Source organism: Mannheimia sp. (assembly GCF_056854775.1).
In genome coordinates, this window is record NZ_JBXGGI010000138.1 from 1 (window position 1) to 26,491 (window position 26,491).

Genomic DNA, 26,491 nt, shown 5'->3' on the forward strand with positions numbered 1-26,491 from the left:
GTTGATGCTCGTTTTTCTTACGATACAGAAAAAACCATTGCAAAAGCACGTAAGTTAATCGCTTTATATAATGCGGCAGGTATTAGCAATGATCGCATCTTAATTAAAATTGCTTCTACTTGGCAGGGTATCCGTGCGGCAGAAGTGTTAGAAAAAGAAGGCATCAACTGTAACTTAACATTATTATTCTCTCAAGCTCAAGCTCGTGCTTGTGCGGAGGCAGGTGTTTACTTAATTTCGCCATTCGTAGGTCGTATTTTAGACTGGTATAAAGCAAATGAGGGTAAAGAATATGCTCCGGCGGAAGATCCTGGTGTGATTTCTGTAACCAACATTTACAACTACTACAAACAATATGGTTACAAAACGGTGGTAATGGGTGCAAGTTTCCGTAATGTAGGTGAAATTGTTGAATTAGCAGGTTGCGACCGTTTAACCATCGCACCACCATTATTAAAAGCATTACAAGAAAGCAATGAAACTTTAGTACGTAAATTAGAATACACAGGTGAAGTGAAAGCTCGTCCTGCACCGATGACTGAAGCGGAATTCTATTGGGAACATAACCAAGACCCAATGGCGGTTGAAAAATTAGCGGAAGGGATTCGTAAATTTGCTATCGACCAAGAAAAATTAGAAGCAATGCTTTCTGCAAAACTCTAACTTTTCAATCAGTTAAATAAGAAACCCACTTTAATCACTAAAGTGGGTTTTGTTTTATAGATTAAGACTACTTAGCAATCGGCTCTAAGGTTAAAGTTAAATCTTCATTCACCACTTTAAATAGCAAATCAATATTGGGGTGCTTGCCGGGGTTATTTTTAGCATCTTCCACGTGTTCTGCAAACCACTCTAAACCTTGTTGAGCAGCACAAGCGGTCAATTTTCCGTTAAATTTTGCAAATAGTGCGTTGTAAAGTTTCAGAGAACCTAATTTCCCTTCAATTGCCGGAATGTTGTGGATAAGTTCACCTTGCTCGTTCAGCACATTTAAGCCAGCAAGATGGTCGATAGCCGGAAAAGTGGCTAAAAAATCTTTAAATTGCATTGAATACTCCCTAGTAAAAAATAAAGGCAGACGCAAAATCTGCCGATATTATATGATTTTGCGATTAGAATTTGTAGCTCATTGAGGCATTTATATGACGACCCGCTCCGTAATAACAATACCAATTGCAACTTGCAATATATTTACGATCGCCTACATTTTGTACATTTAATTGAGCAAGCCAATTATTATTAAATTGATAGCTTGCCATTAAATCAGCAATAGTCGCAGATGGTAACTTATAATTACCGTAAACTGTGGTACCAATATGGCGAACACCTACACCAAGAGTTAATCCGTTTAATATAGAACCATTGAATTTATAAGCAAATAATGCTGAGAAACTATTTTGTGGCAACATTGGGTTACGAGTTTGAGAACTTGAGCCTGCCGCTTTTGTTTCAGAACGTTGATAGGTATAGGCTAAAGTTGTTGATAAATTCTCAGTCAAATTTGCATCAACTTGTAACTCAACTCCACTACGCTCAGTTTTATCTGACTGTAGAGAACCACCCGGAGCGGCAACTAATGCCCCCTTATCTGTCGCACTGAAATAAGCAATAGAAATAGTACCATCTAGCCACATAGGTAAATATTTGATACCCAATTCGTGCTGTTTTGTGATGCTTGGTTTATAAAGTTCATTATTCCCACTTAACCCATCAGGCACTTTAAATGCTTCATTATAAGCATAGTATGGATTAACACCAATTGAGCTTAAATACATTACAGAGCCTGCATAAGATGTATGATTTTCTTTTGCTTCTTTTGTTCCTAATGCACTTTGACGCACTCGGTCGTGACGGACACCACCGCTTAGAGCAATTGTATCTGCAATAGTTAAATTATCCTGCAAATAAAAACCTAACTGGCGAGCTTTATATTGATAATCAGGAATAGTAGATTGATCTTGATAACCCGCTGTAGGACTAAATAAATACGTTGTGCCACTTACAGAGCCATAACCATACTTTCCATTAACGGTTTGGTAACGATAATCTGTACCTACTACTACCGTATTTTTTAAGCTCTCATTTTTAAAATCATAAGTCACACGATTATCTGCATTATGAGAACGAGCAATACCATCATTTAGAGTAAAGCCTCTATTGTATTGGAAAGGAGCTGAAGTCCCACCAAAAGCATAATAGCTACCACGATGATAGTTATCAACATAGTTGAAACGATAGCTACTATCTACTTTAAATCCATTACCGAAACTATGTACTAACTCATAACCAATACTATATTGTCGATTAGTCTCTGTATCATTTACTTTATCGCCAAGGTTGGTTGAACGGCTGATATAACCTCGGGTTGTCGGAACTAATGATCCCTCTAAAGGAATAAATTGTGATGATGGAGTACCATTATCACGCTGATAACTCGTTAAAATCGTAAAACGTGTTTTATCGCTTAAATCAAACTCAAAACTTGGCGCAATATAATACGTTTTATTATCTGTGCCATCCCACTCACCATCTGCTGTACGATATTGACCAACAATACGATAACGAGCGGTATTTTCAGTATTAAATGCACCGGTATAATCGATCCCGATACCGTGAGTATTATAATTACCAAATTCTGTTCTAACTTCACCTTTTCCAACTTGATCTTGGTGAGGACGTTTACTTACATAGTTAATTAATCCACCTGAATTTGAACCACCAAATGCTAAAGCATCTGCACCTTTAGTTACTTCAATCGCTTCTAAACCAAAAACATTTGAGCGAGGGGTAAAGAAACCATTTTCAACCATCACTTTACCGTCAATTGCTCGTGTAACATCCGTACCACGAACCTTAAACCAATCTGTATTAGTGTCATTACCATACACTTGATTAGTAAAACCTGCCTGGTAGCGACCTAATTCATCTAATTTAGTCACCCCTTCTTTGTCTAATGCTTCTTTGGTAATTGCCACCGCAGATTTCGCCTGATGGAAGGGCACTTCGCCCATTTTATACATTGAGCCGGCAACCACTGACACTTCATCAAGTTGAGCAACTTGTTCATTTGCAATAGCACTCTGTGCTATTGCAATCAGTACTGATTGTGTAATTGCGGTATAAATAAATGTCTTTTTCATTCCAACTTCCTTAGGTAATGATTAATTTATGTAAAGCTGTGGCATTATAGTGATGAACACTTCACAAGTAAATGAAAAACAATCTCATTTAGTATTTTATGTTTATACTTTTCTCATCATTAATAAGAAATAGGTTCCGCCGATAAGCGTAGCAACCAAGCCTGCGGGGACTTCGTAAGGGAAAAGAATTTGTCTGCCGACCCAATCAGCCAACACCATAACCATTCCACCTAAAATGGCAGAGATGAATAATTGAGAATGTGCTTTTGTAACGCCTAAAAAACGAGCCATTTGTGGCACAAGCAAGCCGATAAAACTTAGCGGACCAATCACCAGTGTTGCCAATGCGGTTAATAAGGCACTGAATAAAATTAAAATCCAACGGGTTTGCTTGAGGTTAAGCCCTAAGGCTTGTGCCATTGGGGCTTGTAATGCCAATAATTCCAACCAACGACTGAAAAGCAAGCTAACCCCTAGTAAGGCAAAGCTAACCAACAAAAACGGCAAGGCAAATTCTGCATTAGCGGTTTGAGTTGAGCCGGATGTCCACGAGATGAGCTGATTCGCTCTCGGATCACCGCTGGCAATCGCTATGCGTTGTAAAGTGTCAAATAAGGCGGAAAGGCTGATCCCAGTGAGTAAAACTTTTTCCGGCAACATTCCGTTTTTTTGATTGATGATCGCAAGCACAAGTAAAGTGATAAACGCCCCTAATACGCCGGCAATCCAAAAATATTCCGTCTGTTGAGCGGAGAATAAAAACAGCACCGCCAAAATCCCCATTGAGGTGCCGGACGAAACACCAAGCAATTCCGGACTAGCCATTGGGTTAAGAGTTAAACGTTGCAAAATCACGCCGGCTACCGCGAGCAAAATGCCCACAGCTAATGCCACCATCACTCGTGGATAACGAATCTCCAATAATCCCCTACCCCATTCGCTGTTTAGTTCAAGCACTTCAATTCCAAAGGTACCTCTGCCGATAAAAAGGGCAAATAATAGGGAGAACACAAAACCAGCTATAATTAAGCCAATTGCAAGCGGTGATATTTTGCGTAAATTTTGCAAATGTTGCTCTTGCACTCGCCCTGTGTGTGGCAAGGCTCGGAACATCAACCAAAGCAATAATGGCGTACCAAGCAACGCCGTTACCGCCCCAGTAGGTAAGCTGATACCTTTAAAATAGGCTAACAGTTGTAGGCATAAATCCGTTACCGAAAGCAGTAATGCCCCTAGCACAAAAGCTCCGATTAACTGCCCTTTTAAGGTTCTGATGCCAAATTGACGAACCATCGTGGCTGCCGCCAAGCCGACAAACCCTAACATTCCGACCGCAGACACCACCGCCGCAATCAAAAATGCAGCAATTAATACGCCAATCAGCCGCAACTTCCCGACCGGCACACCAAGACTTTGTGCATTGCTGTCGTTCAAAGATAAAATCGTTAAAGGGCGAATCAGCATTGCCACAATCAACAACGCAGGAAGAGCTTGAGCCATCAGCCACAAGCTATCCCGCCAGCTCTCTTGTACCAACGAACCCGCACCCCATTGTGCTAGCCCTCGAGCTTCTTCAGGGTAAAAGAGCAACATCATAGCCGCAAACGAGCCGAAATAGAGATTCACCACCAAGCCTGCCAAAATCAGCAGAAGTGAGGACATCGTTTTCCGCAGTGCAAGGCTTAACACTAAAATCAAACTTAAGCCAGCCCCCAATACAGCGACCAAACTTGAGCCGTGTTCCAGCCATTTAGGGGCGAAAATAGCGGTGAGAAATAAAGCGAATTGTGAACCGCTGCTGATACCGAGCGTATTATCTGAGGCGAGCGGATTCGCCAACACTTGTTGCAATAAAAGGCTAGCAAAACCGAGAATCCCACCGGCAAGCAATGCCATTGTGATACGTGGCAAGGTGTAGCTTTGCACCAATAGCAATTCTACATTTTCGGTAGGCTGAAATAACGCCCAAAAGCTGATATCACTAGGCAATTGGGCTTTCAGTAAAATGGTAAATAATCCCCAAAAAATGACCGCTAGTATGAGCAAATTGCCAGTTGCCCCTACCAATCTTCTATTTACCAAGGTTCACCTCCGTTTAATAACCCATTCGCCAAGGTTTCCGCAAAACGTTGGGCGGATGGAATACCGCCAAAAGTCCAAACTTCAGGCAGAATGAGTGGATCTTTCGCCATCGCCAACTTTTGCCAAATAATGTTGTATTTCAAGGCTGAGGCAATATTTGCAGGATAGGGTTTAACCACCACAAATCGGCTGTTTAGTGGCAATTTAGTGAGTTGGGTAACGTCAATCACTTCAAAGCCCCAGTGATTTTGCGAGCCGCTCCACGCATTTTCAAATCCTAATTGCGAAAGCACTGCCCCAAAGGGGCTGTTTTTTGCGTAAATTCGCAAATGGCGAGTGTCGATAAACTGAACTAAGAGAATCGGGCGGTCTGTGTAAGGCTGAACAAGCGGTCGAATTTGCTCAATTTTTTGCAAATAGCCTTGATAAAGTTGATGAAAAGCCTGTGGCTTGCCAATTAGCTCCGCTACCTTTTCCGAAGCGGTGAGAATATTCCGCCACGCATCGCCCTCACGGTAGAAATCAACAATATCAATCTGTGGCGAAAATTGGGCTAACAATGGCGTTACTGAGGCATAAAATCCGCTATTGATAAAGTGCAGCGGCTGAGCCTCAAGGCTGTGAGAAAGTATCAATAATTGCTCTGGGTTAGGTTGTAAGCGGATACCTAAATCCTTCACCGAATCCGGTAATGCCGGCTCTTTCACCCATTTTTGATAACTTTCCACATCGCCCACAGCCACAGGCTTTTCGCCGAGAGCAATTAAAGTTTCAGCCACCGTCCAATCCAAAGTCGCAATACCTTTTTGCGGTTCGCCGGCAAAGAGTGAATTTACAAAAAAGAGAGAAAAAATGACCGCTTGTAATGTGTTGATTATTCGTTTCATCAATAAAAACTCACCGGTCTGTCAAGTTGAGGGTGCTTAATCACGTTCAGCTCAATATTATAAATTTCTTTGAGTTTGGTTTGATTGACGATCTCGTGAGCATTGCCTTGAGCGAGGAGCTTTCCGCTGTGTAGAGCAACGAGATGATCGCAATAACGAGAGGCGAGATTGATGTCGTGGATCACAATAATAATCCCCAAATTCAACTCGTGGGCGAGTTTTTGCACAAGTTGCATCACTTCTACTTGGTGAGCAATATCAAGAGCCGCAAGGGGTTCATCCAGCAGTAAGAATTGGCTTTGCTGAGCCAGCAACATTGCCAACCAAATACGAGAACGTTCACCGCCGGAAAGTACGTCCACCAGCTGATCGGCAAATTTTTCAGTGTGAGTGAGCGATAAAGCCCGATCAATCGCTGCATTATCTTCTTTGGCATTACGCCCAAACAAACCATTCCACGCATATCGCCCCATTGCAATCAGTTCACGGGCAGTGAGGTTAGTGGCTTGCGGTAAATTCTGCGGCAAATAGGCAACCTGTTTGGCAAATTCTCGGCTTGACCATTCGGTAATCTCTTTGTGATTAAAACTAATTTTGCCTGAAGAATAGGGATTTTGTTTTGCCAACAATTTAATTAAAGTGGATTTCCCCGAGCCGTTATGTCCGATTAAGCCATAGACTTTGCCTTGCTCAAAAGTCAGTGAAATCGGGTGCAACAAACGCTTGTGGGGGATATCAAAAGTGGCATTTTCAACGCTAAACACGTTTTTTCCTTAAACGATAAAATAAACTGGCGACAGTTTAGTTGAAAACCATTAGCATTTAAATGCTTTTTTGCATAATACCTCAACAATACCTAAACAAAAAGGCTACACCTTGTGTAGCCTTTCATTCTCTCGTTTTCTTTACGAATGCCATTTAAGCTGCCCGTTTACTGCTGTGGCTTTAACATTAAATTGGTTGTCGAAAATCGCTAAGTTAGCAATTTTGCCTTCCGCTAGCGAGCCGAGCGTATCGTCCGCACCTATTGCTCTTGCAGGATAGAGCGTACTCATTCGGATCGCCTCATTCAGGCTAATATCGCAATGTAGTACGACGTTGCGGATTGATTCGATCATTGTGATCGCCGCACCACCTAACGCCCCAAATTCATCATAGCATTTGCCGTCTTTTACCGTTACTTTCTTGCCAACAAAGATAAAGGATTCAATATCGCTACCGGCAGCAGCGACTGCATCACTTACGATAACTAATTTATCGCCTTTGGCTTTTTTCGCAATGCGGATATTACCCCATTCCACGTGTAAGCCATCGCAGATAATTCCGGCGTAAATATCGCTGTCTAACACCGCACCGACTACACCACCTTCACGTCCGTTACTCACCGGCGACATCGCATTGTGTAAGTGGGTAGCAAAACCAGCCCCTTCAGCAATACGCTGTTTGGTTTTGACATAAGTTGCATTGGAATGCCCAATAGAAACAATTATTCCTGCATCATTAAAACGCTTGATATGATCAGCCGTTGGGTTTTCAGCAGCAATCGTTACTTTGGTAATCACATCGCCATTGGCACATAAGAAATCTAACATTTCCGGGCTGATTTCACGGATAAATTCCGGGCGGTGAACGCCTTTTTTCTCCACGCTTAAATAAGGTCCTTCAAAATGTAGCCCTAAGGCTTGGTTTTTATGCTTAGCGAGGTATTCACGCATAACTACCACCGCCTCTTTCATCCCCTCATCAGGCGAGGTAATGAACGTTGGTAAATAGCTGGTTGTGCCTGAACGCAAGTTGGTTTCTTGCATAATTTCCAACGTGCGGGTAGTGATTTCTTCATTAAACATTACCCCACCACAGCCGTTGAGTTGCAAGTCAATAAAACCTGCCGATAAATTCGCCCCGTTCAAATCCACTTTTTCGAGGGTTTGCGGTAAATTTTCTTCAAGAATGATAGATTCGATTTTGTCGTCTTTTACCACTAATGCGTGTTGATACAACACCTCTTCGCCTGTGTAAATCACACAATTTGTTAAGGCATAATGGTTCATATTTTGTTCCTTTAGATTGTAGCAAGCGGTCGTTTTTACAAATTTTTTTGCAAAAATAACCGCTTGTAATAACGCACTAACGTGCTACATTTTTCTCTAACTCTTTGAAATATTTAACTGTTTTGACTTTCAATTCTTGCGTTGCTGGTTCATCACACACCACAATACCACGGCGGTGTAACTGCAAGCAGCTGATTGTCCAAAGGTGATTTACTGCCCCTTCCACACAGGCTTGTAATGCCAGAGCTTTATTATGCCCCGTAACTAAAATCATCACTTCTTCCGCATCAAGCAGTGTGCCAACGCCCACGGTTAAAGCAAATTTTGGCACTTGGCTGACATCATTATCAAAGAAACGAGAATTCGCAATACGAGTATCTTCCGTTAATGTTTTGATACGAGTGCGAGAAGAGAGTGAAGAGGCTGGCTCATTAAACGCAATATGACCATCAACGCCCACACCGCCCATAAAGAGGTGGATTTTGCCGTAAGAGCGGATTTTCTCTTCGTAACGTGCGCATTCAGCGTCCACATCTTCTGCCATACCGTTTAGAATATTAATATTTTCAAGTGGCACATCAACGTGATCAAAGAAATGCTTGAACATAAAGCTGTGGTAGCTTTCAGGATGTTCCTTAGGTAAGCCAACATATTCATCCATATTAAACGTTACCACATTTTTAAAGCTCACTTCCCCTGCTTGGTAGAGTTTAATTAATTCTTTATAGGTTTTTTCAGGGGTGCCGCCTGTCGGCAAGCCAAGTACAAAGGGTTTCTCTTTAGTCGGTTTGAATGCATTAATACGATCAACAATATAACGAGCAGCCCAAACACTTACATCTTGAGCAGTTTCTAACGGAATTAAACGCATAACATCTCCTTAAATTTCATTTTTGAGAAAAATACTTCATTTTTTTCATTTTAATGAAATATAACTTCAAACGCTATGCTTTATATGGTTTATTGTGATCTAGATCACATAAAATTTAAGCGGTTTAATTTTCGCAAAAAATCACAAAAATCAAACCGCTTGTCACTTAAATAGATTGAGCAGAAACCGCATTTGGGTAGCCAAACTGCCGCCACGCTTCATACACTACCACCGCCACAGAATTGGATAAATTCATACTGCGGCTGTCTTGGCACATTGGAATACGGATTTTTTGCGACATTGGCATTTCCGCCAACAACGGCTTTGGAATGCCTCGGCTTTCCGGCCCGAACATTAAAAAATCGCCCAGTTCGTATTTCACATCACTGTGATTTTGCTCGCCACGCGTGGTTAAGGCAAATAAACGTTTCGGCTTAGCACGCTCTAAAAAATCCTCAAAATTTTTGTATTTTTGGATATTTACAAATTCGTGATAATCCAAGCCCGAACGGCGAAGTTTTTTGTCGTCCCAAGCAAAGCCAAACGGCTCAATCATATGCAAACGGAATCCACAATTTGCACACAGGCGGATAATATTACCGCTGTTTTGCGGAATTTCAGGTTCGTATAAAACAATATCTAACATTTTATTTTTCTGCTTATTGTAGGGTGGGGCTTGCCCCACCGATTATCCAATCATTATCCCAATAGTGGGGCAAGCCCCACCCTACGCTTACGCGATATTCTTCACAATCCAACAGTTATGAATTTGCGGATTACGTTCAAAATCAATCGGTAGAGTTTTGTGCGAAATGTTTTCCGCTTGCAAGCCCAATGCTGCCAAGCCGTCAAAATCCATTTTAAAACCACGTTTGTTGTTGGAGAAAACGATAGTACCGTCTACCGTTAAAATGCGTTTGAGCTGTGTCATCAACTTAATGTGATCTCGTTGCACGTCCCAGCTATCTTCCATTCGTTTTGAGTTCGAGAACGTAGGCGGATCAACGAAAATCAGCTCAAAACGCTCACGGCACTCAGCAAGCCATTGCAAGCAATCCGCTTGGAATAAACGGTTGTTGCGAAGTGGTAAATTGTTTAGCTCTAAATTCTGCTCTGCCCAGTTCAAATAGGTGTTGGACATATCCACTGTCGTAGTCGATTTCGCTCCGTTTAGGGCGGCGTGGATCGTTGCCGAACCGGTGTAGGCAAACAGATTCAGGAAGGTTTTGCCTTTCGCCATTTCACCCACCATTTTGCGGGTTAAACGGTGGTCTAAGAACAAGCCGGTATCCAAATAATCGGTTAAATTCACCCACAGTTTCGCCCCGTATTCATTCACGAAGAAATAATCGCCTTTATTCGCTAACTTCTCGTATTGGTTCGTCCCTTTTTGTTTCTGGCGAACTTTGAGTACTAATTTATTGGTTTCCACGCCGGTTACATAAAGGGTGGCAGAAACTGCATCCAGCAAGCGTTGGCGGGCTTTTTGTTCATCAATACTTTTCGGTGCTTGGTATTCTTGCACCACGATGTGATCGCCATATCTGTCCACCGCCAAATTGTATTCCGGCAGGTCGGCATCGTATAAACGATAGGCATCAATGCCCTGCTGTTTCGCCCATTTCTCGACTTTTTTGATATTTTTGGCAAGGCGATTCGCAAAGTCCGGTGCAACTTGAGCATTTTGCTCAAGTTGTAAATTTTCATCCAAATCTGACCGCTTGTTATTTTCGCTGATCAGGTAATTTTTCTGCACACAGTCCAACGGACCGTTTTTCGCTTTGAATTGACGTGCCGAACGCAGACGCAAGCAGTTCAGCAACTCTGGCTCGCCACTAAAAATGGAGGCATTCCATCCGGCAAATTGTTGTTTTAAACGTTGCCCGAAAACCGAATAAAGGGCAATTAACGCAGGCGTTGTACCTAAACGCTCACCATAAGGCGGGTTACACACCACTGTGCCGATCTGCTCGGGAATCGGATTTTTCAACGCTGCTACATCGCCTTGCTGCCATTGAATGAGATGATCCACGCCGGCGTTTTTTGCGTTCTGTTTAGCTTTGGCAAGCACTCGGTGATCGAGGTCAAAGCCAAAGAACATCGGGGTTTCGGGCGAATTGCAATTCGCCCCTACGTTATTAAATGCCTCGTCTAGCACCTCTTTCCAAACCGCTTGTTGATGCCCTTTCCACGCATTAAAGCCCCAATATTTACGGTGAAGTTGTGGAGCAATATTGGCTGCCATTTGAGCCGCTTCAATTAATAGTGTGCCGGAGCCGCACATCGGATCCACCAACGGCGTGCCTTTTTGCCAACCAGAACGTAACACAATCGCCGCCGCCAAGGTTTCACGCAGTGGTGCTTTACCGGTATCTTCACGATAACCTCGAATGTGTAACGCATCTCCACTTAAATCCAGTGAAACCACTAGATTTTCACGATCTAAATAGACGTGAATACGCACATCAGGTTTCTCTTTATCGACCGTTGGGCGAGCGAAACCTTTACGCTCAAAATAATCGACAATGCCGTCTTTCACGCGCATTGCCCCAAATTGAGTGTTGCGGATTTCTCGATTTGTGCCGTTGAAATCAATGTAGAAAGTATCTCGAGGGTCGAATAATTCCGCCCAATTAAAAGCAATAATGGAGGCGTATAAATCGCTATCGCTGAAAATTTTGGTACTGACTAACGGCAGCAAAATACGAGAAGCTAAACGGCTGTGTAACAACGCCTGATAAGCCCCTTTTTGAGTAGTGGTAAAATGCACACCGCCTTGGGCGACTTTGCATTCTGCCCCGCAGATCTGCTCGAGTTCGGTTTTAAGCATTTCCTCAAAACCTCGGGCTGCGGTGGCGAAATAAGTGGTTTGATTTGTCATTCTGGTTTTCTCATAGAAAATTTTGCCCCATTATAGCCGAACGAGCGGTCTTTTTCTTGCAAAGTTTTGCAATTTCTTTTGTGTAAAAAATTAGCACAGATCAAAAAAACCGTGTTTTATAAGAGGGCAAAACTTGCTATTTTTAATCAATGATCGCAAAATTAGTCGATTAAATGAAGGAAGAAAACGGGAGAAACGAATGACTACTCCAACTCGTATTTTATTGATTGACGACCACCCGCTAATGCGTCAGGGAATGCGTCAATTATTGGAATTGGACGATAAATTTACCGTAGTGGGCGAGGCAAGCAACGGTACAGACGGCATCAAACTTGCTCTACAACTTGAGCCGGATGTGATTATTTTAGACTTGAATATGAGAGGTATTTCCGGGCTAGATACCTTACGTTCACTACGTTCTCAAGGCGTAGACGCCCGCATTATTATGCTAACGGTTTCTGATGAGCAATCAGACGTATTCGCCTTAATGGATGCCGGCGTGGATGGCTACTTACTAAAAGATACCGATACCCCGGAATTGTTAGATAATATCCGTAGAGCTGCCGCAGGTGAAGTCGTATTAAGCGAAACCGTTCGCCAGCACTTGTTAAACCGCCAACCGGAAAATGATCCGCTAAGCTGCTTAACCGATCGTGAACTGGATGTATTGCAGTGGATCGCAACCGGTATGTCAAACAAACAGATCGCCGCCCAGCTCTTTATTTCCGAAGAAACGGTAAAAGTACATATCCGCAACTTGCTGCGTAAGCTCAATGTTCACTCTCGGGTCGCTGCAACCGTGCTTTATTTAGAACAACAGAAAGGCTAAGTTAAAGCATACAGAAGAGATAAAAAAATGCTGAATAACTTAACATTATTCAGCATTTTTGTTTATCTGATGAATGGAATCTCGTAATACTAACTCGGGTTCTAGCATTATAGTTTGAAAATCCTTTGCTTGAGAGCGTATTCGTTTTAGTAAGGTTTCAACTGCAAGTTGCCCTAATTCCGCTTTAGGCTGGCTGATGGTAGACAGCGGTGGTGAGAGGTATTTTGCCAGTTCAATATCATCGTAACCAATAATTGAAATATCCTTCGGTATACTTAATCCGTGCTGCCAAATGGCTTGGTAAGCACCAAAAGCGATAGTATCACTACAGGCAAAAACCGCCGTTGGTTTTTTAGATTGAGTAAGCAAACTATTCATTCCTGCAAGCCCTCCTGCAAAATCAAAATGGCTTTCAATAATCCAATTTGGGTTGAGTGGAATATTTGCCTCATATAACGCTTTTTTGTAGCCCTCTAAACGGTTTTTTGCCAATGATTTTTTCAGATTTCCGGTAATTATAGCTATGTCAGAATGCCCTGCATCAATCAAGGTTTTTGTGGCAAGATAGCCACCAGATGTTGAATTTTCAAAAATTTTATCCGCATTCAATTCCGTAAACCACCAGTCCACAACCACCATTGGTAGAGGAATATTTAGGCTCTCATCAGTATTCAATCTGGCATCACCACACATTAGTAGTAAGCCATCAACTTTACGTTGAATAAGTGTTTGTAAATGATGCTGTAAACGTTCCGCATCACCATTGGTGGTGGCAATAATCAGGTTGTAGTGATTTTGCTGACAATATTGCTCAACACCTGCCATCACTTCCGCAAAAAATGGATTGCTGGTGGCGGTAACCAGCATACCGATAGTTTTAGTTTCATTGACTTTTAGGCTACGAGCCAATGCAGAAGGCGTATAATTCAGCTCTTTAACCACCTTCTGAACTTTTTCCCGAATCTCTTCACTCACAAAACGGCTGTTGTTGATGACGTGGGAAACCGTTGAGGTCGAAACCTGTGCGAGGCGTGCGACGTCCTTCATTGTTGCCATTTGCAAAATTCCTTAGAAAAACGACCGCTTGTTACTACTTACTCAAAAAATCTAAGGTTTCTTGACGGCTTGGAATAGACGGCTGAGCTCCTTTTCGGGTTACGCTAATCGCAGCGGCTGCGTGTGCAAAACGAATTGCCTCATTAAGCGGTTTATCTTCTAACATTGCGGTAACCAATGCACCGTTAAAGGTATCGCCTGCTGCGGTCGTATCAACTGCATTAACACGAAAACCCGCTACAATTTCGCCTTGTCCGTTTTCACTCACAAAAACACCTTTTGAACCCAATGTAATCAGCACTTTCTCAATACCTTTTTGGTGGAAGGCTTGAGCTGCCAGCTTCGCACTTGCTTCATCAACTACTTTTATACCCGTTAAAATTTCCGCCTCTGTTTCATTTGGGGTAATCATATCTAGCAGGCTTAGTAACTCATCAGGTAATGCTCTGGCAGGTGCAGGATTCAGCACTACTTGCGTGTTATTTTCTTTGGCGATTTTCGCTGCTTGAATAATCGCAGGTAAAGGGGTTTCTAACTGCATTAATAAGCAATCAGCTTGTGTAATTTCCGATTGAAATTCAGCCACAACGGTTTCATCTAAATGTCCGTTCGCACCTGCCGAAATCACAATACTGTTTTCGCCAGATTCTGCTACTTGAATCATTGCGATACCGGTCATTTCATTTGACACCGATTTAATCGGGCGAGTATTAATATCGTCTTTCTCAAACGCAGTTTTCATTGCTTTACCGATGCCATCATCACCAATGCAGCCGATAAAAGATACTTTTGCCCCAAGCCTAGCTGCCGCAACCGCCTGATTCGCTCCTTTACCGCCATAAGCAATGTGATAGCTATGCCCAGTCAAGGTTTCTCCCGGTTTAGCAAAATAGGGAACGGAAATAACGTGATCAGCGTTAATGCTGCCGAGTACGGTGAGATTTTTCATAGTAAGTCCTTAGTTGCCAAAATCTTTGCTTGCCCAGCACGGCAAAGCCGTACCGGGTTAAGCATAATTCAGCCCTTCTGGGGCTTTAAAGCGATTATTTTGTGATAACTTTTAAATCTACTGGGATTTTCGCTTCTACTTTTTCGCCTTTTAACACTTTGTCAGCAGTTTCCACGCCAAGTGAGCCGATTAAGTCTGGTTGTTGAGCGATAGTTGCCGCTAATTTACCACTTTCTACTGCTTTTACACCATCATCTGTGCCATCAAAGCCAACGATTAATACCTCTTTCTTCGCCGCACCTACTGCACGTAATGCACCTAATGCCATTTCATCATTTTGAGCGAAAATCGCTTGTACATCCGATTTACTCGCTAATAAGTTTTCGGTTACATTCAAGCCTTTTGTACGGTCAAAATCTGCCGGTTGGCTTGCTAATACATTGAATTTATGAGCATCAATCGCTTGCTTAAAGCCTTCTCCACGTTCACGAGCGGCTGATGTACCCGCAATACCTTCCAATTGGATCACTTTCGCACCCTCACCTAATTTCTGTGCGATGAAATCACCTGCCATTTTACCACCGGCTACGTTATCTGAAGCGATATGGCTCACAACATCGCCTTTTGCCGCACCACGGTCTAAAGTAATGACAGGAATTTTATTACGATTTGCAATTGCTACCGCATTTCCGACCGCTTCCGAATCGGTTGGGTTGATTAAAAGCACTTTTGCACCACGCACAGTTAAGTCTTCTACGTTAGAAAGTTCTTTTGCCGGGTCATTTTGTGAATCAAGCACCACTAATTTGTAGCCTAATTCATCCGCTTTCTTTTGAGCCCCATCTTTAAGGCTCACGAAAAATGGATTATCTAAAGTTGATACGGCTAATGCAATGGTATCTTTTGCTGAAGCCGTAGCGGCAACAGATAAACTCAACATAATTGCTGAAGCGATAGTTGTTAATTTTTTCATAGAAAATCTCCTTTGAAGATGCTTACACTTTTTTAGTACCTAAATAATTATCAGCTAATACGGCTGCTAAAATCACCAACGCTTTAGCAATCATCTGATAATATGAAGAAATATCCAATAAGTTGAGAGCATTGTTTAAGAAACCGATAATTAATGCCCCAACTAATGTCCCCATTACACGCCCTTTTCCGCCCATCAGGCTTGTTCCGCCTACTACCACTGCTGCAATTGCATCTAATTCATAAGAAACGCCTGCTGTTGGCTGTGCAGAAGAAAGGCGTGAAGTTACAATTAAGCCTGCCAGTGCGGATAAAAAGCCGCTTACTGCAAAAACGAAAATTTTTATTTTATTAACATTAATTCCTGAAAGCTGAGTTGCTGATTCATTTCCACCTAAGGCATAAATATAACGACCGATCGGTGTATGTTTTAAGATATACCAAGCTATGGCGAACACGATTGCCATAATCCAAATTGGGAACGGAATACCGAATAAATAACCTGTACCAATGAAAGAAAACGCATCGGCTTGCTCAGAAAAACCTGTACTAATTGGTTTACCATCGGTATAAACCATTGTGATACCACGCAGTAATGTCATTGTAACCAACGTTGCAATAAAGGCTTGGACTTTACCTTTCGCTACAATCGCACCACTAATTCCACCAAAAGCTGTACCGAGTAATAATACTAATGGAATAACCAGGAAAATCGGTAATTCAGAACCGACTAAAGAGGCGGCAACAGCTCCTGTTAAAGCTAAAACAGAACCAACCGATAAATCAATCCCGGCGATTAAAATCACGAACGTCATTCCTACTGCAATAATCGCATTCACAGAAGTTTGGCGTAAAATATTGAGAATGTTATCTACACTGAAGAAATCGGGGTTAATCATTGAAACAATGATGATTAAAACAAATAAGGCAACAAAAGAGCGTTGCTCTATTAAAAATTTGCCTAGTTGAAATTTATTTGCTTGAGTTGTCATAAGAACACCTTAATTTAATACCATATTTTTACCGATAGCTGCTGCCAATAATTTTTCTTGAGTTGCTTCTTCACGCGAAAATTCCGCACTAATTCTGCCTTCGTGCATCACTAATATGCGATCACTCATTCCAAGCACTTCCGGCATATCAGATGAAACCATTAAAATACTTAATCCATCTTTTTTAAACTCATTGATTAATTGGTAAATCTCTTTTTTCGCCCCAACATCAACACCACGCGTTGGCTCGTCTAAAATCAACACATTTGGACGAGTCATCAAGCCTTTGGCTATCGCCACTTTTTGCTGATTACCGCCGGAAAGTAGCCCGATTTGCTGATCTCGACTTGGTGTTTTGATGTTAAACATCAAGATAAAATCATCAACTGCCAATCTTTCTGCATCGTGTCGAATTGAGCCACCTTTGGAGAAATGATCTAATGAAGTCAAAGACATATTTTCTTTTACCGACATTCCCAAAATCAGCCCATCGCCTTTACGATCCTCTGAGATATACACAATACCGTTATCCAATCCATCTTGCGGACACTTATTGGAAATCATTTTTCCTTTTAGCTCAATCGTACCTGCGGTTTTTGGTAATGCCCCATAAAGTACTTTCATTAACTCGGTACGTCCAGCTCCCATTAGCCCTGAAATGCCGACAATTTCGCCTTTATGTAACTGAAACGAAACATCATTCACACCACTTCCACTTAGGTTTTTCACATCAAGAAGGAGTTCGCCACGTTCTTGCTGTAGATGAGGATATTGTTCTTCTAAACGGCGACCAACCATCATTTCAATCAATTTATCTTCATCAATATCGGCAATCACTTGCTCTCCGATAAATTGACCATCACGAAGCACAGTAACATCATCGCAAATCTGGAAAATTTCTTTTAAACGGTGTGAAATATACACAATGCCTCGATTTTCTGCTTTCAGTTCGTGAATTACTTTAAATAAGGCTTCTGTTTCAGTATCCGTTAATGCATCGGTTGGCTCGTCCATAATAATCACTTTAGACTCAAAACTAAGTGCTTTGGCAATTTCCACCATTTGTTGCTCACCGATGGATAATTCAGAACAGAGCTGATGACTGCTGTGTTTCACACCAAGTCGAGCGAGTAATTTATCCGCCTCCGCATACATTTTTTTCCAATCAATCGATCCCCAAGCGGTTCTAAATTCACGCCCAAGAAAAATGTTTTCCGCAATGGTTAAATTGCCGACTAAGTTAAGCTCTTGGTGGATAATGCTAATTCCAGCTTCTTGAGAATGTTTCGGACCTTTGAAAGTAACCTCTTGCCCCAAATAACTGATTGAACCCGCATCTTTACTGTAAATACCCGTCAATACTTTCATTAACGTTGATTTACCAGCCCCATTCTCGCCCATTAATGCCATTACTCGCCCGGCATACACAGACAAACAAGCATTACTTAGAGCTTTTACACCCGGGAAAGATTTATCAATCCCATTCATTTTTAATAAGGTTTCCATCATTCCACCTTAAAACGGCACACCCGAATATAGAATAATATTCGCATAAGGCGAGCATTCGCCCGTCCGCACAATCGCTTTACTGCTATGGGTTTGCTCTTTAAATATCTCGTGATTCACATAATCAATTTGAATTTGATTGTTTTGAGCTTGCTCCAATTGGTTTAAACGAGCTAATAAAGCATCTAAAATTTGTGGATTTTTTTGTTTAATTTCTTCCGCAATCAGCACTCTCTCAACGAAAAGTTCACTCACTACCACATCAAAAGTTTGTAAAAAACTCGGCACGCCAGCGGTTAATGCTAAATCGATTCGCTCAACAAAATCGGGAATCGGCAAGCCTGCATCGCAAATGGTCAGGCTGTCGGTATGCCCAAGGGTCGCAATACTATGCGAAAGCGGAGCATTCAAATTTGTCGTTTTTTTCATTATTTTCCCCTTTCATTTCTTTTCTCAGTTTCGCTTAATTTCCTGATGGAAAACTCCATCGAAACGTTTCGATGGAGTAAGAATAAAAAATTTTCCGAAAACAATAAACAAGCAAATTGCAAAAATGTGAAGTAGTTCAAATTTTTTTGCTTTATAATAGGTAACCTCGAATGACAAGCGGTCGATTTTGCAAAATTTTTTACACAAACGCTTGCGTTTGAACATCGGCTTTTGCCGATGGCACGAAGTGCGAGCGAAGCGAGTAAATCTAACCGCTTGTTTGATTTTTATTTTCTGAAAACAAACTATGGCTTTACTGATTACCCACAAATGTACCAACTGCGATATGTGCTTGCCCGAATGTCCGAATGATGCAATTTCGGTAGGCAGCGATATCTATGTGATCGACCCCATACTCTGCACGGAGTGTGTCGGGCATTACGACAAGCCAACCTGCCAGAAAGTCTGCCCAATTACGAATTGTATTGTGAAAGATCCCGATAATCAGGAAACCGAAGAACAGCTTTGGGAAAGGTTTGTGATGATTCATCACTCAGATAAGATATAGAAAAAACGGTCATAACAATATGACCGTTTTTCTTTAATTTTCTTCCAAACTATACGGTAGTTCGTACAGTTGTAACGCCACGCCATTGACTCGGAACAGGGCGTCAGGCTCAACGTCTTTATTCATCACCACCTGCACCCAAAGGGTGTTTTCGTAGGCGATTGAAGTCAGCACTGTGCCGGTCGCTCGCCAGTTTTCGCCGAGTTGCATTTCGATTGCAGAGGCGGTTTCAGGAAGCGTGATTTCTCCCTCAAATCGCCCCACCAAGGTGAACAATGCCCGTTTATTTGCCCCACGATATTTCGCACGAGCCACGGTTTCTTGCCCAATGTAGCAGCCTTTAGTAAACGAAATCGCATTTTCCAACAGCTGTAAATTAGCCGCTTGTGGAATAATTTCAAACTGATTTTCTTTCAGCAGCACCGGCACGCCATCTTGAATGTCCATTAACGTCCAGAGGCTTTCATCGCCGTTTGGCTCGAAGTTTCCGCCCCAAACGAAGGCTCGTTTTTGCCCTTGGCTAAGGGTTAAAGCGGTCACATTTTCAGGTAATTTTGCAAATGCTTCTTCGCCGGCAATGCCGTAAACCGGGGTGTCTAGCTCGGTGAAGGTTACTTTGGAGAACACCGCATATTTTTTTAATTGGGTGAGGGCTTCGGGCAATAGGCTTGTGTGAATCATCGCCACAAATTTGTCGCTTTCGGCACGGTATAATCGCAACAACGCACTCATTTTACCTTTTGGGTCACAATGGCTAGTTAAAGTGTGGCTGCCCACTTCGATTTTTGCCACATCACAGGTTAATTGCCCTTGGAGATATTTCTCCGCATCTGCCCCTGCAATGTCAATTAAGCGATATTGGGAAAGTTGCACGCAGAGATTTGGGTAAGCGTGGCTGACTTGGTTACAACTCAATTTCATCGATTTTCCTACTCTAAATTCTGAATTTGCTCACGCATTTGTTCGATTAAAACTTTCAGTTCCACAGCCGAATTGGTGACGTCCGCATTGATAGATTTTGAAGCAAGGGTGTTCGATTCACGGTTAAGCTCTTGCATCATAAAATCTAACTTACGACCCACCGCTCCGCCTTTTTTCAGCACATTCGTGGTCTCTTTAACATGGAGTTGCAAGCGGTCTAATTCTTCCGCCACATCAACACGCTGGGCAAGCAGCACCATTTCTTGCTCTAAACGCTGTGGTTCAAGCTGTAAATTCAGCTCATCAAAACGCTGCTGCAAACGCTCTTTTTGCCATTGCAAAATTTCTGGCATTAAGGCTTGCACTTTTGCCGCTTCCACCGAAATCGCATCTAAACGCTGTTGGATCAAGGCTTTCACGTTCTCGCCCTCTCTCGCACGCATGGCGATAAAGTCCGCCAAAATTTGCTCGAAACCGGCTAATAAATCTTGCGAAATTTGGTCGAGATCTTGGCTTTCGTTATCCACCACACCTGGGAAACGCAATACATCAACAAGGTTGATGTCGCCCTCATTCGCTGTTTCTTTTAGCCATTTTAGCGAAGCCAACACCTGCTTGGCGTAATCTTGGTTGAGAGCAATTTCGCTGTTTTGGGTTTTGCTTAAATCAATGCGTAAACTACATTCCACCTTGCCTCTGGTTAGCGTTGCTCGCAGGCGTTCACGCAAGGTCATTTCAAGATTGCGGAACTGCTCCGGCAGGCGAAAATAGGTTTCTAAAAAACGTTGGTTTACCGAGCGAAGCTCCCACACCGCACTGCCCCACTCTTTTTTGATTTCTAAATGGGCGAAGGCTGTCATACTGTAGATCATTGTTATTCCTTCTGTTTTTGTAGGGGCGAAAATTTTTCGCCCTTTTATCGTTGTTCAATGATAAGTTTGTGTAGGGGCAAATTGCAATTTGCCCCTACCGTTCTTGATAAAGAAAACTCACATTCTACTGTTTTCTTTGTTAAAATGGTAAAAATTTTAGAGAAAAGGAAAAGAAAATGCGTCCAAATAATCGACAAACTCATCAAGTGCGTGACATCAAAATTACCCGCAACTACACCCGCTATGCTGAGGGCTCTGTCCTCATCGAATTTGGTGAAACCAAAGTATTGTGTAACGCTACGGTGGAAGAAAGCGTGCCACGTTTTTTAAAAGGTCAGCAGCAAGGCTGGGTTACGGCAGAATACGGAATGTTGCCACGAGCGACCCACTCTCGCACCCAACGTGAAGCGGCAAAAGGCAAACAAGGCGGTCGCACAATGGAAATTCAACGATTGATCGCTCGCTCTCTGCGTGCGGTGGTCGATTTAAAAGCCCTTGGCGAGCGTACGGTTACCGTGGATTGTGATGTGATCCAAGCAGACGGTGGCACTCGCACCGCATCAATCACCGGAGCTTGCGTAGCGTTACACGATGCAATGAATAAATTAGTAGCGAACGGCACGCTCAAAACCAACCCGATGAAAGGCTTGGTAGCGGCGATTTCAGTCGGTATTGTGGATGGTGAAGCGGTATGCGATTTAGAATATGTGGAAGACTCTAACGCCGAAACCGATATGAACGTGGTAATGGTGGAAGATGGTCGCTTGGTGGAAGTTCAAGGTACAGCTGAAGGCGAGCCGTTCTCCCACGAAGAATTGCTGACTTTATTAGATTTAGCGAAGCAAGGCATTAGCCAGTTAGTTGATGCTCAACGTAAAGCGTTAGCAGAATAATTGTCAATTTCTAGCAAAAATTATTCACAATCCTTGTAACGATTGTTCACAGTTTCGCTACCGTAGACTTTGCCAACGTTCAAAAAGCGATACTTTTGTAACCGCTTGTAATTAAGCTTACAAGCGGTTGTTTTTTTTAGAGAGTTTACTTAGCAACAGAGGTATTATAGCTAGGGTGGCGAGGACCTACCAGTAATCCGCCATTTTTCCCTAAGTAGATCAAGTTACTCATAGCAGCGGCAGATACTTGATACCCCTTATCTTTTGATGTATCAATAACTTGATTTATCACAGCTTTAACTAATGCAGATAATGCTCCATCATTACTGTTTGTCGAACCTTGGCTATGTTTACCAGTACCTTCCCATAAAGTTTTACCGGTTTTTAAATCAACCAGTTTTCCTTCTAGTGAAACTGTTGTTACACTATCAAATACCTTATAACTTGTACCATATTCATTCACATTTAAGTACAGGATACTGTCTGCCCCAAAAATATCGTGAATTTTCTTAGGACTAGCACTACGAATGGCTGCTCCATCAATCAAACCATTCTGCTTAAATGTTTCATCAACTAATGCGACAGGGTAAACATAGTAACCTTTTTCTGCTAGCTGATACGAAGCCCTCGCTAATACACTGGTATCTGCTTTCGCATCTACAGAATTATTGACCGGCATTACCACCAAAATAGATTTAGGTTTACTTTCTTTTAACGCTGTATAGTCATAACTCGGCTCTGTTTTTTTTGCACAACCTGCTAGTAAGATCGCACTGATTAAACCAATTACTAATTTCTTCATCGTTGCTTCCTTTTACTTTTTACGTTGTAAAAATTGCATAAATTCCGCACTTTCCGGATAAAGCGTTTGCTCCTGCTGGAGTGCTGCTCTTGCCTCTGCTGATTTACCTTGCTTTAATAAAACCAAGCCTAAATGCCCATATACTCCTGGTGCAACAAGCTTATTCTTTTCTTTTGCTTGAGAAATGATTTGATTCAACTCATTTTCCTGCTTCGCAAAATCACCAGGCTCATTATAGTGGCTATAAACCACATCAGAATAGTTTCCCCAATGATAAAGATCGGTATCTACTGTATTGCTACTACAAGCAGTAAGTAATGCTACAATCGCAGCAATTCCCATTATTTTTGTTTTTTTCATTATTCACCTCTATTTTGTTGGTGTCCAACGACCTGATTCAATCCCATTAACTAGATTATTTACTGCTTCTCTAATAGCAAGATCGAGAACCTTTCCATTTAAAGTAGAGTCATAACCCGCCGTCCCACCAAAACCTAAAACTTCACGATTAGATAAATTATATTCTCCAGCTCCTTGAGCAGAGAAAACAACTTCTGAGGTATGAACATTAACAACATTTAACATCACTTTTGCATATGCAACCTGCTCTTTACCTCTGCCTAAGATGCCAAATAATTGGTGATCTCCAACTGTTTTACGACCAAACTCAGTTACATCACCCGTAATGACATAAGTTGCACCTTTTAAGCTCTGCTTTGAACCTTTAAGTTTTGCTTCGGAAGCGATCTCACTCATATTTGTACGATCTAAAACAGAAAAACGCCCGGTTTGTTGTAAGTGAGATACTAAGATCGTTTTAGATTGATTACCTAATTGATCAACTCCGTCAGAGAAAACCCCATTCTGGAAACTGGATTTATTATCAAATTTTCCAACTGAAATAGGTGCTTTGACACCCTGATATGTTGCAGCAGTGTGAGCTGCCTGTGTTTCCGTTGGTGCTACCACTCGGGATCCTTCAGTTGCACAGCCTGCCAATCCTAAAATACAGGCACATAGTGTTACTACTTTTTTCATTAAGTACTCCTTAAGATTAACTAGATTGACTAAATGATAATAACTCTTACAAAATAATAAAACAATAATGGTATTTAATACATAAAAATAACCGCTTGTAAAATCACGCTACAAGCGGTTATTTTTCTGTGTTTTTTACCAATTATAGGTCATCGATTACTAGGTAAATTTTATTTACCGGCCCGTGAACGCCAACAACTTTAATCAACTCAATGTCTGCCGTGGCTGATGGACCTGAGATGATATTCACACAAGATGGCATTCTTTCACCGCGTTGTGCTTTTTCGTGCAGGATTTGAGCCAGTTGTGCAACACGAGGGAGTACCGTGCTTTTGCGTAGCACTACCACTGATTTCTCTGGCAGTAAGCTGACAGAGCGACCGAACTCTTTATCGGAAAATAACACAATACCGCCAGACTCCGCCAAGCCATATTCGCCATATACCACACCGATATTCGCATTTTGGGCTTTTTCAAAGTTGGTTTCTGATTGGTTATAATCCCAAACATAGCTGTCTTCGTATTTTGCTTGGATTGCTGAGGTGATACCAAGATCTTTTAAGCGTTGATCGTTATTGATGATCACACTTGCACCACCATACTTTTCGCAGATCTCAATGATGGTTTGTGGTAGATCCGCTTCCTTAGCTTCTACTACATCTGCCATCATTACACGAGCAAAGTCAATAAACTCTTGGCAAAGCTGTGGTTGAGCACGGTCAGTTAAACGGGTGATTGCGTGGTTGTTTTCCAACACAGGCATTGGCTCAGGCACATTTTGGCGTGGTCTGCCCATACGCTGTGCCAATTTATTTAAGAAATTTTCACGATTTTGTAAATCCATCTTAATTTTCCTCTTAACCTCTGTTGTTGAACCAATCACGGAAGCTCTCACCCTCTGGTTGAGGTAAATCACGAGCTTTTGTCCATTCGCCTAATGCACCAAAATTCACAGGGGCTTTACCGTTTTTAATGAATTTACTTGCGACTTTTGCCCCTACATTCATACCCACTTTCCAAAGTGTTGGGTGTGAATTAGCAAAATTGAAACCGAAAATCGATAAACGTTCTGTCATTGGTGTTAAGCCGGCATCCGCAATTTTCTCTCGGTGTTTTAAGATGAGCTGAGCCAGTGGAATTTTTACCGGGCAAACACTATTACACGCCGTACAGAGTGAACAGGCATACGGTAACTCTTTAAACTCTTCATAGCCACCTAATAATGGCGAAATTACCGAACCGATCGGACCCGGATAGATAGAACCGTAACCGTGTCCACCAATTTGACGATAAGCCGGGCAAGTATTCAAACAAGCACCACAGCGGATACAGCGTAAAACTTCTTGGAACTCGCTTTCTAAAATTTTAGAACGACCGTTATCCACAATCACTAAATGGAACTCTTCCGGACCATCGGTTTCGCCTTCAAGACGAGGACCTGTTAGCCAAGTATTATAAGCGGTTAATTTTGCCCCTACCGCACTGCGGGCAAGCATTGTAATTAACACATCCACTTCTTTGAAAGTGGGTGCAATACGCTCCATACCCATTACCGCAATATGCGTTTTTGGCACAGTCGTTGCCATACGCAAGTTACCTTCATTTGTTACTAAGCAAACAGAACCGGTTTCCGGCACAGCAAAGTTACAGCCTGAAATGCCGATATCCGCTTCTAAGAAATCTTCACGGATTTTTTGGCGAACAAATGCCGTCATCTCTTCCGGTGTTTCTGAACCTTCATAGCCTAGCACATCGTGCATTTCTTGACGGATTCTATAACGGTCTTTGTGGATTGCAGGTACAACAATATGAGAAGGTTTATCGCCCACAATTTGCAGCAAATATTCACCTAAGTCGGTTTCCACCACTTTGATGCCTTCAGCTTCTAAAACGTGGTTCATTCCGATCTCTTCGGTTACCATTGATTTAGATTTTACAATCTTTTTCGCATTTTTCGCTTTCGCCACGTTTTTGATGTAATTTGTTGCTTCTTCTGCTGTTTCTGCGAAGAAAACGTGCCCGCCGTTTTGAGTTACTTTTTCACTTAATTGGTAAAGGTAAGCATCAAGGTTGACTAAAACGTGATTACGAATTGCTTTCGCATCATCACGCCACTCTTCCCAGTTGCCTAACTCGTCCACCATACGCTGACGGTTTGCACCGATAGTTTCTTGAGCTTTTACTAAGGCTTTACGAACAACTTCATTATTAACCTGTTGTTCAACACGTTGCTTAAAAGGCAGGGTATTGGTTTGTAAATAAGACATATTATTTTCCTCCCTGCATTAACACTTCTGCAATGTGCATCACTTTGATCTCTTTGCCTTCACGACTTAAGCGACCACCGATGTTCATCAAGCAGCTCACATCAGCCCCGATTAAATAATCCGGCTCATCGGTATCCACATTTGCCACTTTCTCTTTTACCATTTCACCGGAAATTTCTGCCATTTTGACCGAGAATGTACCACCAAAACCACAGCAAGTTTCTTGGTTTTTAATTGGTAATAACTCTAAGCCTTTTACATTTCTTAATAAGGTAATCGGCTCTTCCTTAATACCTAATTTGCGGAATAAACTACAAGACGGATGATAAACCGCTTTACCCGGTAGGTAAGCACCCACATCAGTAACACCTAATTTATTCACAATAAAATCGGTTAAATCGTGAAAACGATCAGCTACCTTCTTCGCACGCACCGCCCATTCAGCTTCACCGAAACGTTCAAAATGCTCAGGGTAGGTTTTAATC

The 26,491-nt window shown here is 42.1% G+C and carries 27 protein-coding genes; 4 read left to right on the forward strand and 23 right to left on the reverse strand.

Annotated features, from left to right (window positions below; translation table 11 throughout):
- A partial coding sequence (locus tag ACJHV0_RS09650; protein WP_483134056.1) for a transaldolase occupies nucleotides 1–663 on the forward strand: 663 nt, incomplete at its 5' end.
- Between the two features lie 67 nt (nucleotides 664–730).
- Here ACJHV0_RS09650 and ACJHV0_RS09655 read toward each other — a convergent pair.
- The 9 genes from ACJHV0_RS09655 to rlmKL form a co-directional block, all read right to left on the reverse strand.
- Nucleotides 731–1,048 (reverse strand): DUF2322 family protein, encoded by a 318-nt coding sequence (locus tag ACJHV0_RS09655; RefSeq protein ID WP_483134057.1) that lies wholly within the window; start codon nucleotides 1,046–1,048, stop codon nucleotides 731–733.
- Nucleotides 1,049–1,112: 64 nt separating this feature from the next.
- Complete coding sequence (locus tag ACJHV0_RS09660; RefSeq protein WP_483134058.1) at nucleotides 1,113–3,140, reverse strand: TonB-dependent siderophore receptor; 2,028 nt, start codon at nucleotides 3,138–3,140, stop codon at nucleotides 1,113–1,115.
- 102 nt (nucleotides 3,141–3,242) lie between these two features.
- A complete protein-coding gene (gene fhuB / locus ACJHV0_RS09665) occupies nucleotides 3,243–5,222 on the reverse strand; it encodes a Fe(3+)-hydroxamate ABC transporter permease FhuB (protein WP_483134059.1) in 1,980 nt (659 codons plus the stop codon).
- A complete protein-coding gene (locus tag ACJHV0_RS09670; RefSeq protein ID WP_483134060.1) occupies nucleotides 5,216–6,109 on the reverse strand; it encodes an iron-siderophore ABC transporter substrate-binding protein in 894 nt (297 codons plus the stop codon). The genes fhuB and ACJHV0_RS09670 overlap by 7 nt, the downstream gene beginning before the upstream one ends.
- Nucleotides 6,109–6,873 carry an ABC transporter ATP-binding protein gene (locus ACJHV0_RS09675; protein ID WP_483134061.1) on the reverse strand — a complete coding sequence of 255 codons (765 nt, stop codon included), beginning with the start codon at nucleotides 6,871–6,873 and terminating at the stop codon, nucleotides 6,109–6,111. Before ACJHV0_RS09675 ends, ACJHV0_RS09670 begins: the two co-directional genes overlap by 1 nt.
- Before the next feature lie 141 nt (nucleotides 6,874–7,014).
- Entirely contained in the window at nucleotides 7,015–8,160 is a 1,146-nt protein-coding gene (gene nagA / locus ACJHV0_RS09680; protein ID WP_483134062.1) for an N-acetylglucosamine-6-phosphate deacetylase, read from the reverse strand.
- 76 nt (nucleotides 8,161–8,236) lie between these two features.
- Nucleotides 8,237–9,031 carry a glucosamine-6-phosphate deaminase gene (nagB, locus tag ACJHV0_RS09685; RefSeq protein ID WP_025236645.1) on the reverse strand — a complete coding sequence of 265 codons (795 nt, stop codon included), beginning with the start codon at nucleotides 9,029–9,031 and terminating at the stop codon, nucleotides 8,237–8,239.
- Between the two features lie 166 nt (nucleotides 9,032–9,197).
- Nucleotides 9,198–9,677: a tRNA (uridine(34)/cytosine(34)/5-carboxymethylaminomethyluridine(34)-2'-O)-methyltransferase TrmL gene (gene trmL / locus ACJHV0_RS09690; RefSeq protein WP_027073780.1), complete on the reverse strand. Its 480-nt coding sequence runs from the start codon at nucleotides 9,675–9,677 to the stop codon at nucleotides 9,198–9,200.
- A gap of 87 nt (nucleotides 9,678–9,764) precedes the next feature.
- On the reverse strand, nucleotides 9,765–11,912 hold the full coding sequence (gene rlmKL / locus ACJHV0_RS09695) for a bifunctional 23S rRNA (guanine(2069)-N(7))-methyltransferase RlmK/23S rRNA (guanine(2445)-N(2))-methyltransferase RlmL (protein ID WP_483134063.1): 2,148 nt from the start codon (nucleotides 11,910–11,912) through the stop codon (nucleotides 9,765–9,767).
- A gap of 199 nt (nucleotides 11,913–12,111) precedes the next feature.
- Between rlmKL and narL the strand changes: the two genes are divergently transcribed.
- Entirely contained in the window at nucleotides 12,112–12,741 is a 630-nt protein-coding gene (gene narL, locus ACJHV0_RS09700; RefSeq protein WP_483134064.1) for a two-component system response regulator NarL, read from the forward strand.
- 45 nt (nucleotides 12,742–12,786) lie between these two features.
- Here narL and ACJHV0_RS09705 read toward each other — a convergent pair whose 3' ends face one another.
- The 6 genes from ACJHV0_RS09705 to rbsD all read right to left on the reverse strand — a co-directional run bounded on the left by ACJHV0_RS09705 (nucleotide 12,787) and on the right by rbsD (nucleotide 18,645).
- A complete protein-coding gene (locus ACJHV0_RS09705) occupies nucleotides 12,787–13,797 on the reverse strand; it encodes a substrate-binding domain-containing protein (RefSeq protein WP_334253761.1) in 1,011 nt (336 codons plus the stop codon).
- Nucleotides 13,798–13,831: 34 nt separating this feature from the next.
- Complete coding sequence (gene rbsK / locus ACJHV0_RS09710; protein ID WP_483134065.1) at nucleotides 13,832–14,746, reverse strand: ribokinase; 915 nt, start codon at nucleotides 14,744–14,746, stop codon at nucleotides 13,832–13,834.
- A 94-nt stretch (nucleotides 14,747–14,840) separates the two neighbouring features.
- Nucleotides 14,841–15,719, reverse strand: coding sequence for a ribose ABC transporter substrate-binding protein RbsB (rbsB, locus tag ACJHV0_RS09715; RefSeq protein WP_188157414.1), 879 nt, complete (start codon nucleotides 15,717–15,719; stop codon nucleotides 14,841–14,843).
- A gap of 22 nt (nucleotides 15,720–15,741) precedes the next feature.
- Nucleotides 15,742–16,710 (reverse strand): ribose ABC transporter permease, encoded by a 969-nt coding sequence (gene rbsC, locus ACJHV0_RS09720; RefSeq protein WP_025236652.1) that lies wholly within the window; start codon nucleotides 16,708–16,710, stop codon nucleotides 15,742–15,744.
- A 9-nt stretch (nucleotides 16,711–16,719) separates the two neighbouring features.
- Entirely contained in the window at nucleotides 16,720–18,216 is a 1,497-nt protein-coding gene (rbsA, locus tag ACJHV0_RS09725) for a ribose ABC transporter ATP-binding protein RbsA (RefSeq protein ID WP_483134066.1), read from the reverse strand.
- A gap of 9 nt (nucleotides 18,217–18,225) precedes the next feature.
- Nucleotides 18,226–18,645, reverse strand: coding sequence for a D-ribose pyranase (gene rbsD, locus ACJHV0_RS09730; RefSeq protein WP_112110522.1), 420 nt, complete (start codon nucleotides 18,643–18,645; stop codon nucleotides 18,226–18,228).
- Nucleotides 18,646–18,952: 307 nt separating this feature from the next.
- On the opposite strand from rbsD, the gene ACJHV0_RS09735 reads away from it, so the two are divergent.
- The gene (locus ACJHV0_RS09735; RefSeq protein WP_483134067.1) at nucleotides 18,953–19,213 is read left to right on the forward strand and encodes a YfhL family 4Fe-4S dicluster ferredoxin; all 261 of its coding nucleotides are present in this window, start codon (nucleotides 18,953–18,955) and stop codon (nucleotides 19,211–19,213) included.
- 33 nt (nucleotides 19,214–19,246) lie between these two features.
- On the opposite strand, the gene ygfZ is transcribed toward ACJHV0_RS09735, so the two are convergent.
- Nucleotides 19,247–20,134, reverse strand: coding sequence for a CAF17-like 4Fe-4S cluster assembly/insertion protein YgfZ (ygfZ, locus tag ACJHV0_RS09740; protein WP_483134068.1), 888 nt, complete (start codon nucleotides 20,132–20,134; stop codon nucleotides 19,247–19,249).
- 8 nt (nucleotides 20,135–20,142) lie between these two features.
- Entirely contained in the window at nucleotides 20,143–21,006 is an 864-nt protein-coding gene (locus ACJHV0_RS09745; protein WP_025343006.1) for a YicC/YloC family endoribonuclease, read from the reverse strand.
- A 176-nt stretch (nucleotides 21,007–21,182) separates the two neighbouring features.
- Here ACJHV0_RS09745 and rph point away from each other — a divergent pair, with 176 nt between their 5' ends.
- Entirely contained in the window at nucleotides 21,183–21,899 is a 717-nt protein-coding gene (gene rph, locus ACJHV0_RS09750; protein ID WP_483134069.1) for a ribonuclease PH, read from the forward strand.
- Nucleotides 21,900–22,044: 145 nt separating this feature from the next.
- Here the strand turns inward: rph and ACJHV0_RS09755 are convergent, their stop codons facing one another.
- The 6 genes from ACJHV0_RS09755 to ACJHV0_RS09780 form a co-directional block, all read right to left on the reverse strand.
- On the reverse strand, nucleotides 22,045–22,701 hold the full coding sequence (locus tag ACJHV0_RS09755) for a DUF799 domain-containing protein (protein WP_483134070.1): 657 nt from the start codon (nucleotides 22,699–22,701) through the stop codon (nucleotides 22,045–22,047).
- 12 nt (nucleotides 22,702–22,713) lie between these two features.
- On the reverse strand, nucleotides 22,714–23,061 hold the full coding sequence (locus tag ACJHV0_RS09760) for a DUF4810 domain-containing protein (RefSeq protein ID WP_483134071.1): 348 nt from the start codon (nucleotides 23,059–23,061) through the stop codon (nucleotides 22,714–22,716).
- A gap of 9 nt (nucleotides 23,062–23,070) precedes the next feature.
- The gene (locus ACJHV0_RS09765) at nucleotides 23,071–23,739 is read right to left on the reverse strand and encodes a CsgG/HfaB family protein (RefSeq protein WP_483134072.1); all 669 of its coding nucleotides are present in this window, start codon (nucleotides 23,737–23,739) and stop codon (nucleotides 23,071–23,073) included.
- Between the two features lie 142 nt (nucleotides 23,740–23,881).
- On the reverse strand, nucleotides 23,882–24,583 hold the full coding sequence (locus tag ACJHV0_RS09770; RefSeq protein ID WP_025236659.1) for a LutC/YkgG family protein: 702 nt from the start codon (nucleotides 24,581–24,583) through the stop codon (nucleotides 23,882–23,884).
- A gap of 13 nt (nucleotides 24,584–24,596) precedes the next feature.
- The gene (locus ACJHV0_RS09775; protein ID WP_483134073.1) at nucleotides 24,597–26,006 is read right to left on the reverse strand and encodes a LutB/LldF family L-lactate oxidation iron-sulfur protein; all 1,410 of its coding nucleotides are present in this window, start codon (nucleotides 26,004–26,006) and stop codon (nucleotides 24,597–24,599) included.
- 1 nt (nucleotide 26,007) lies between these two features.
- A partial coding sequence (locus ACJHV0_RS09780) for a heterodisulfide reductase-related iron-sulfur binding cluster (RefSeq protein ID WP_483134074.1) occupies nucleotides 26,008–26,491 on the reverse strand: 484 nt, incomplete at its 5' end.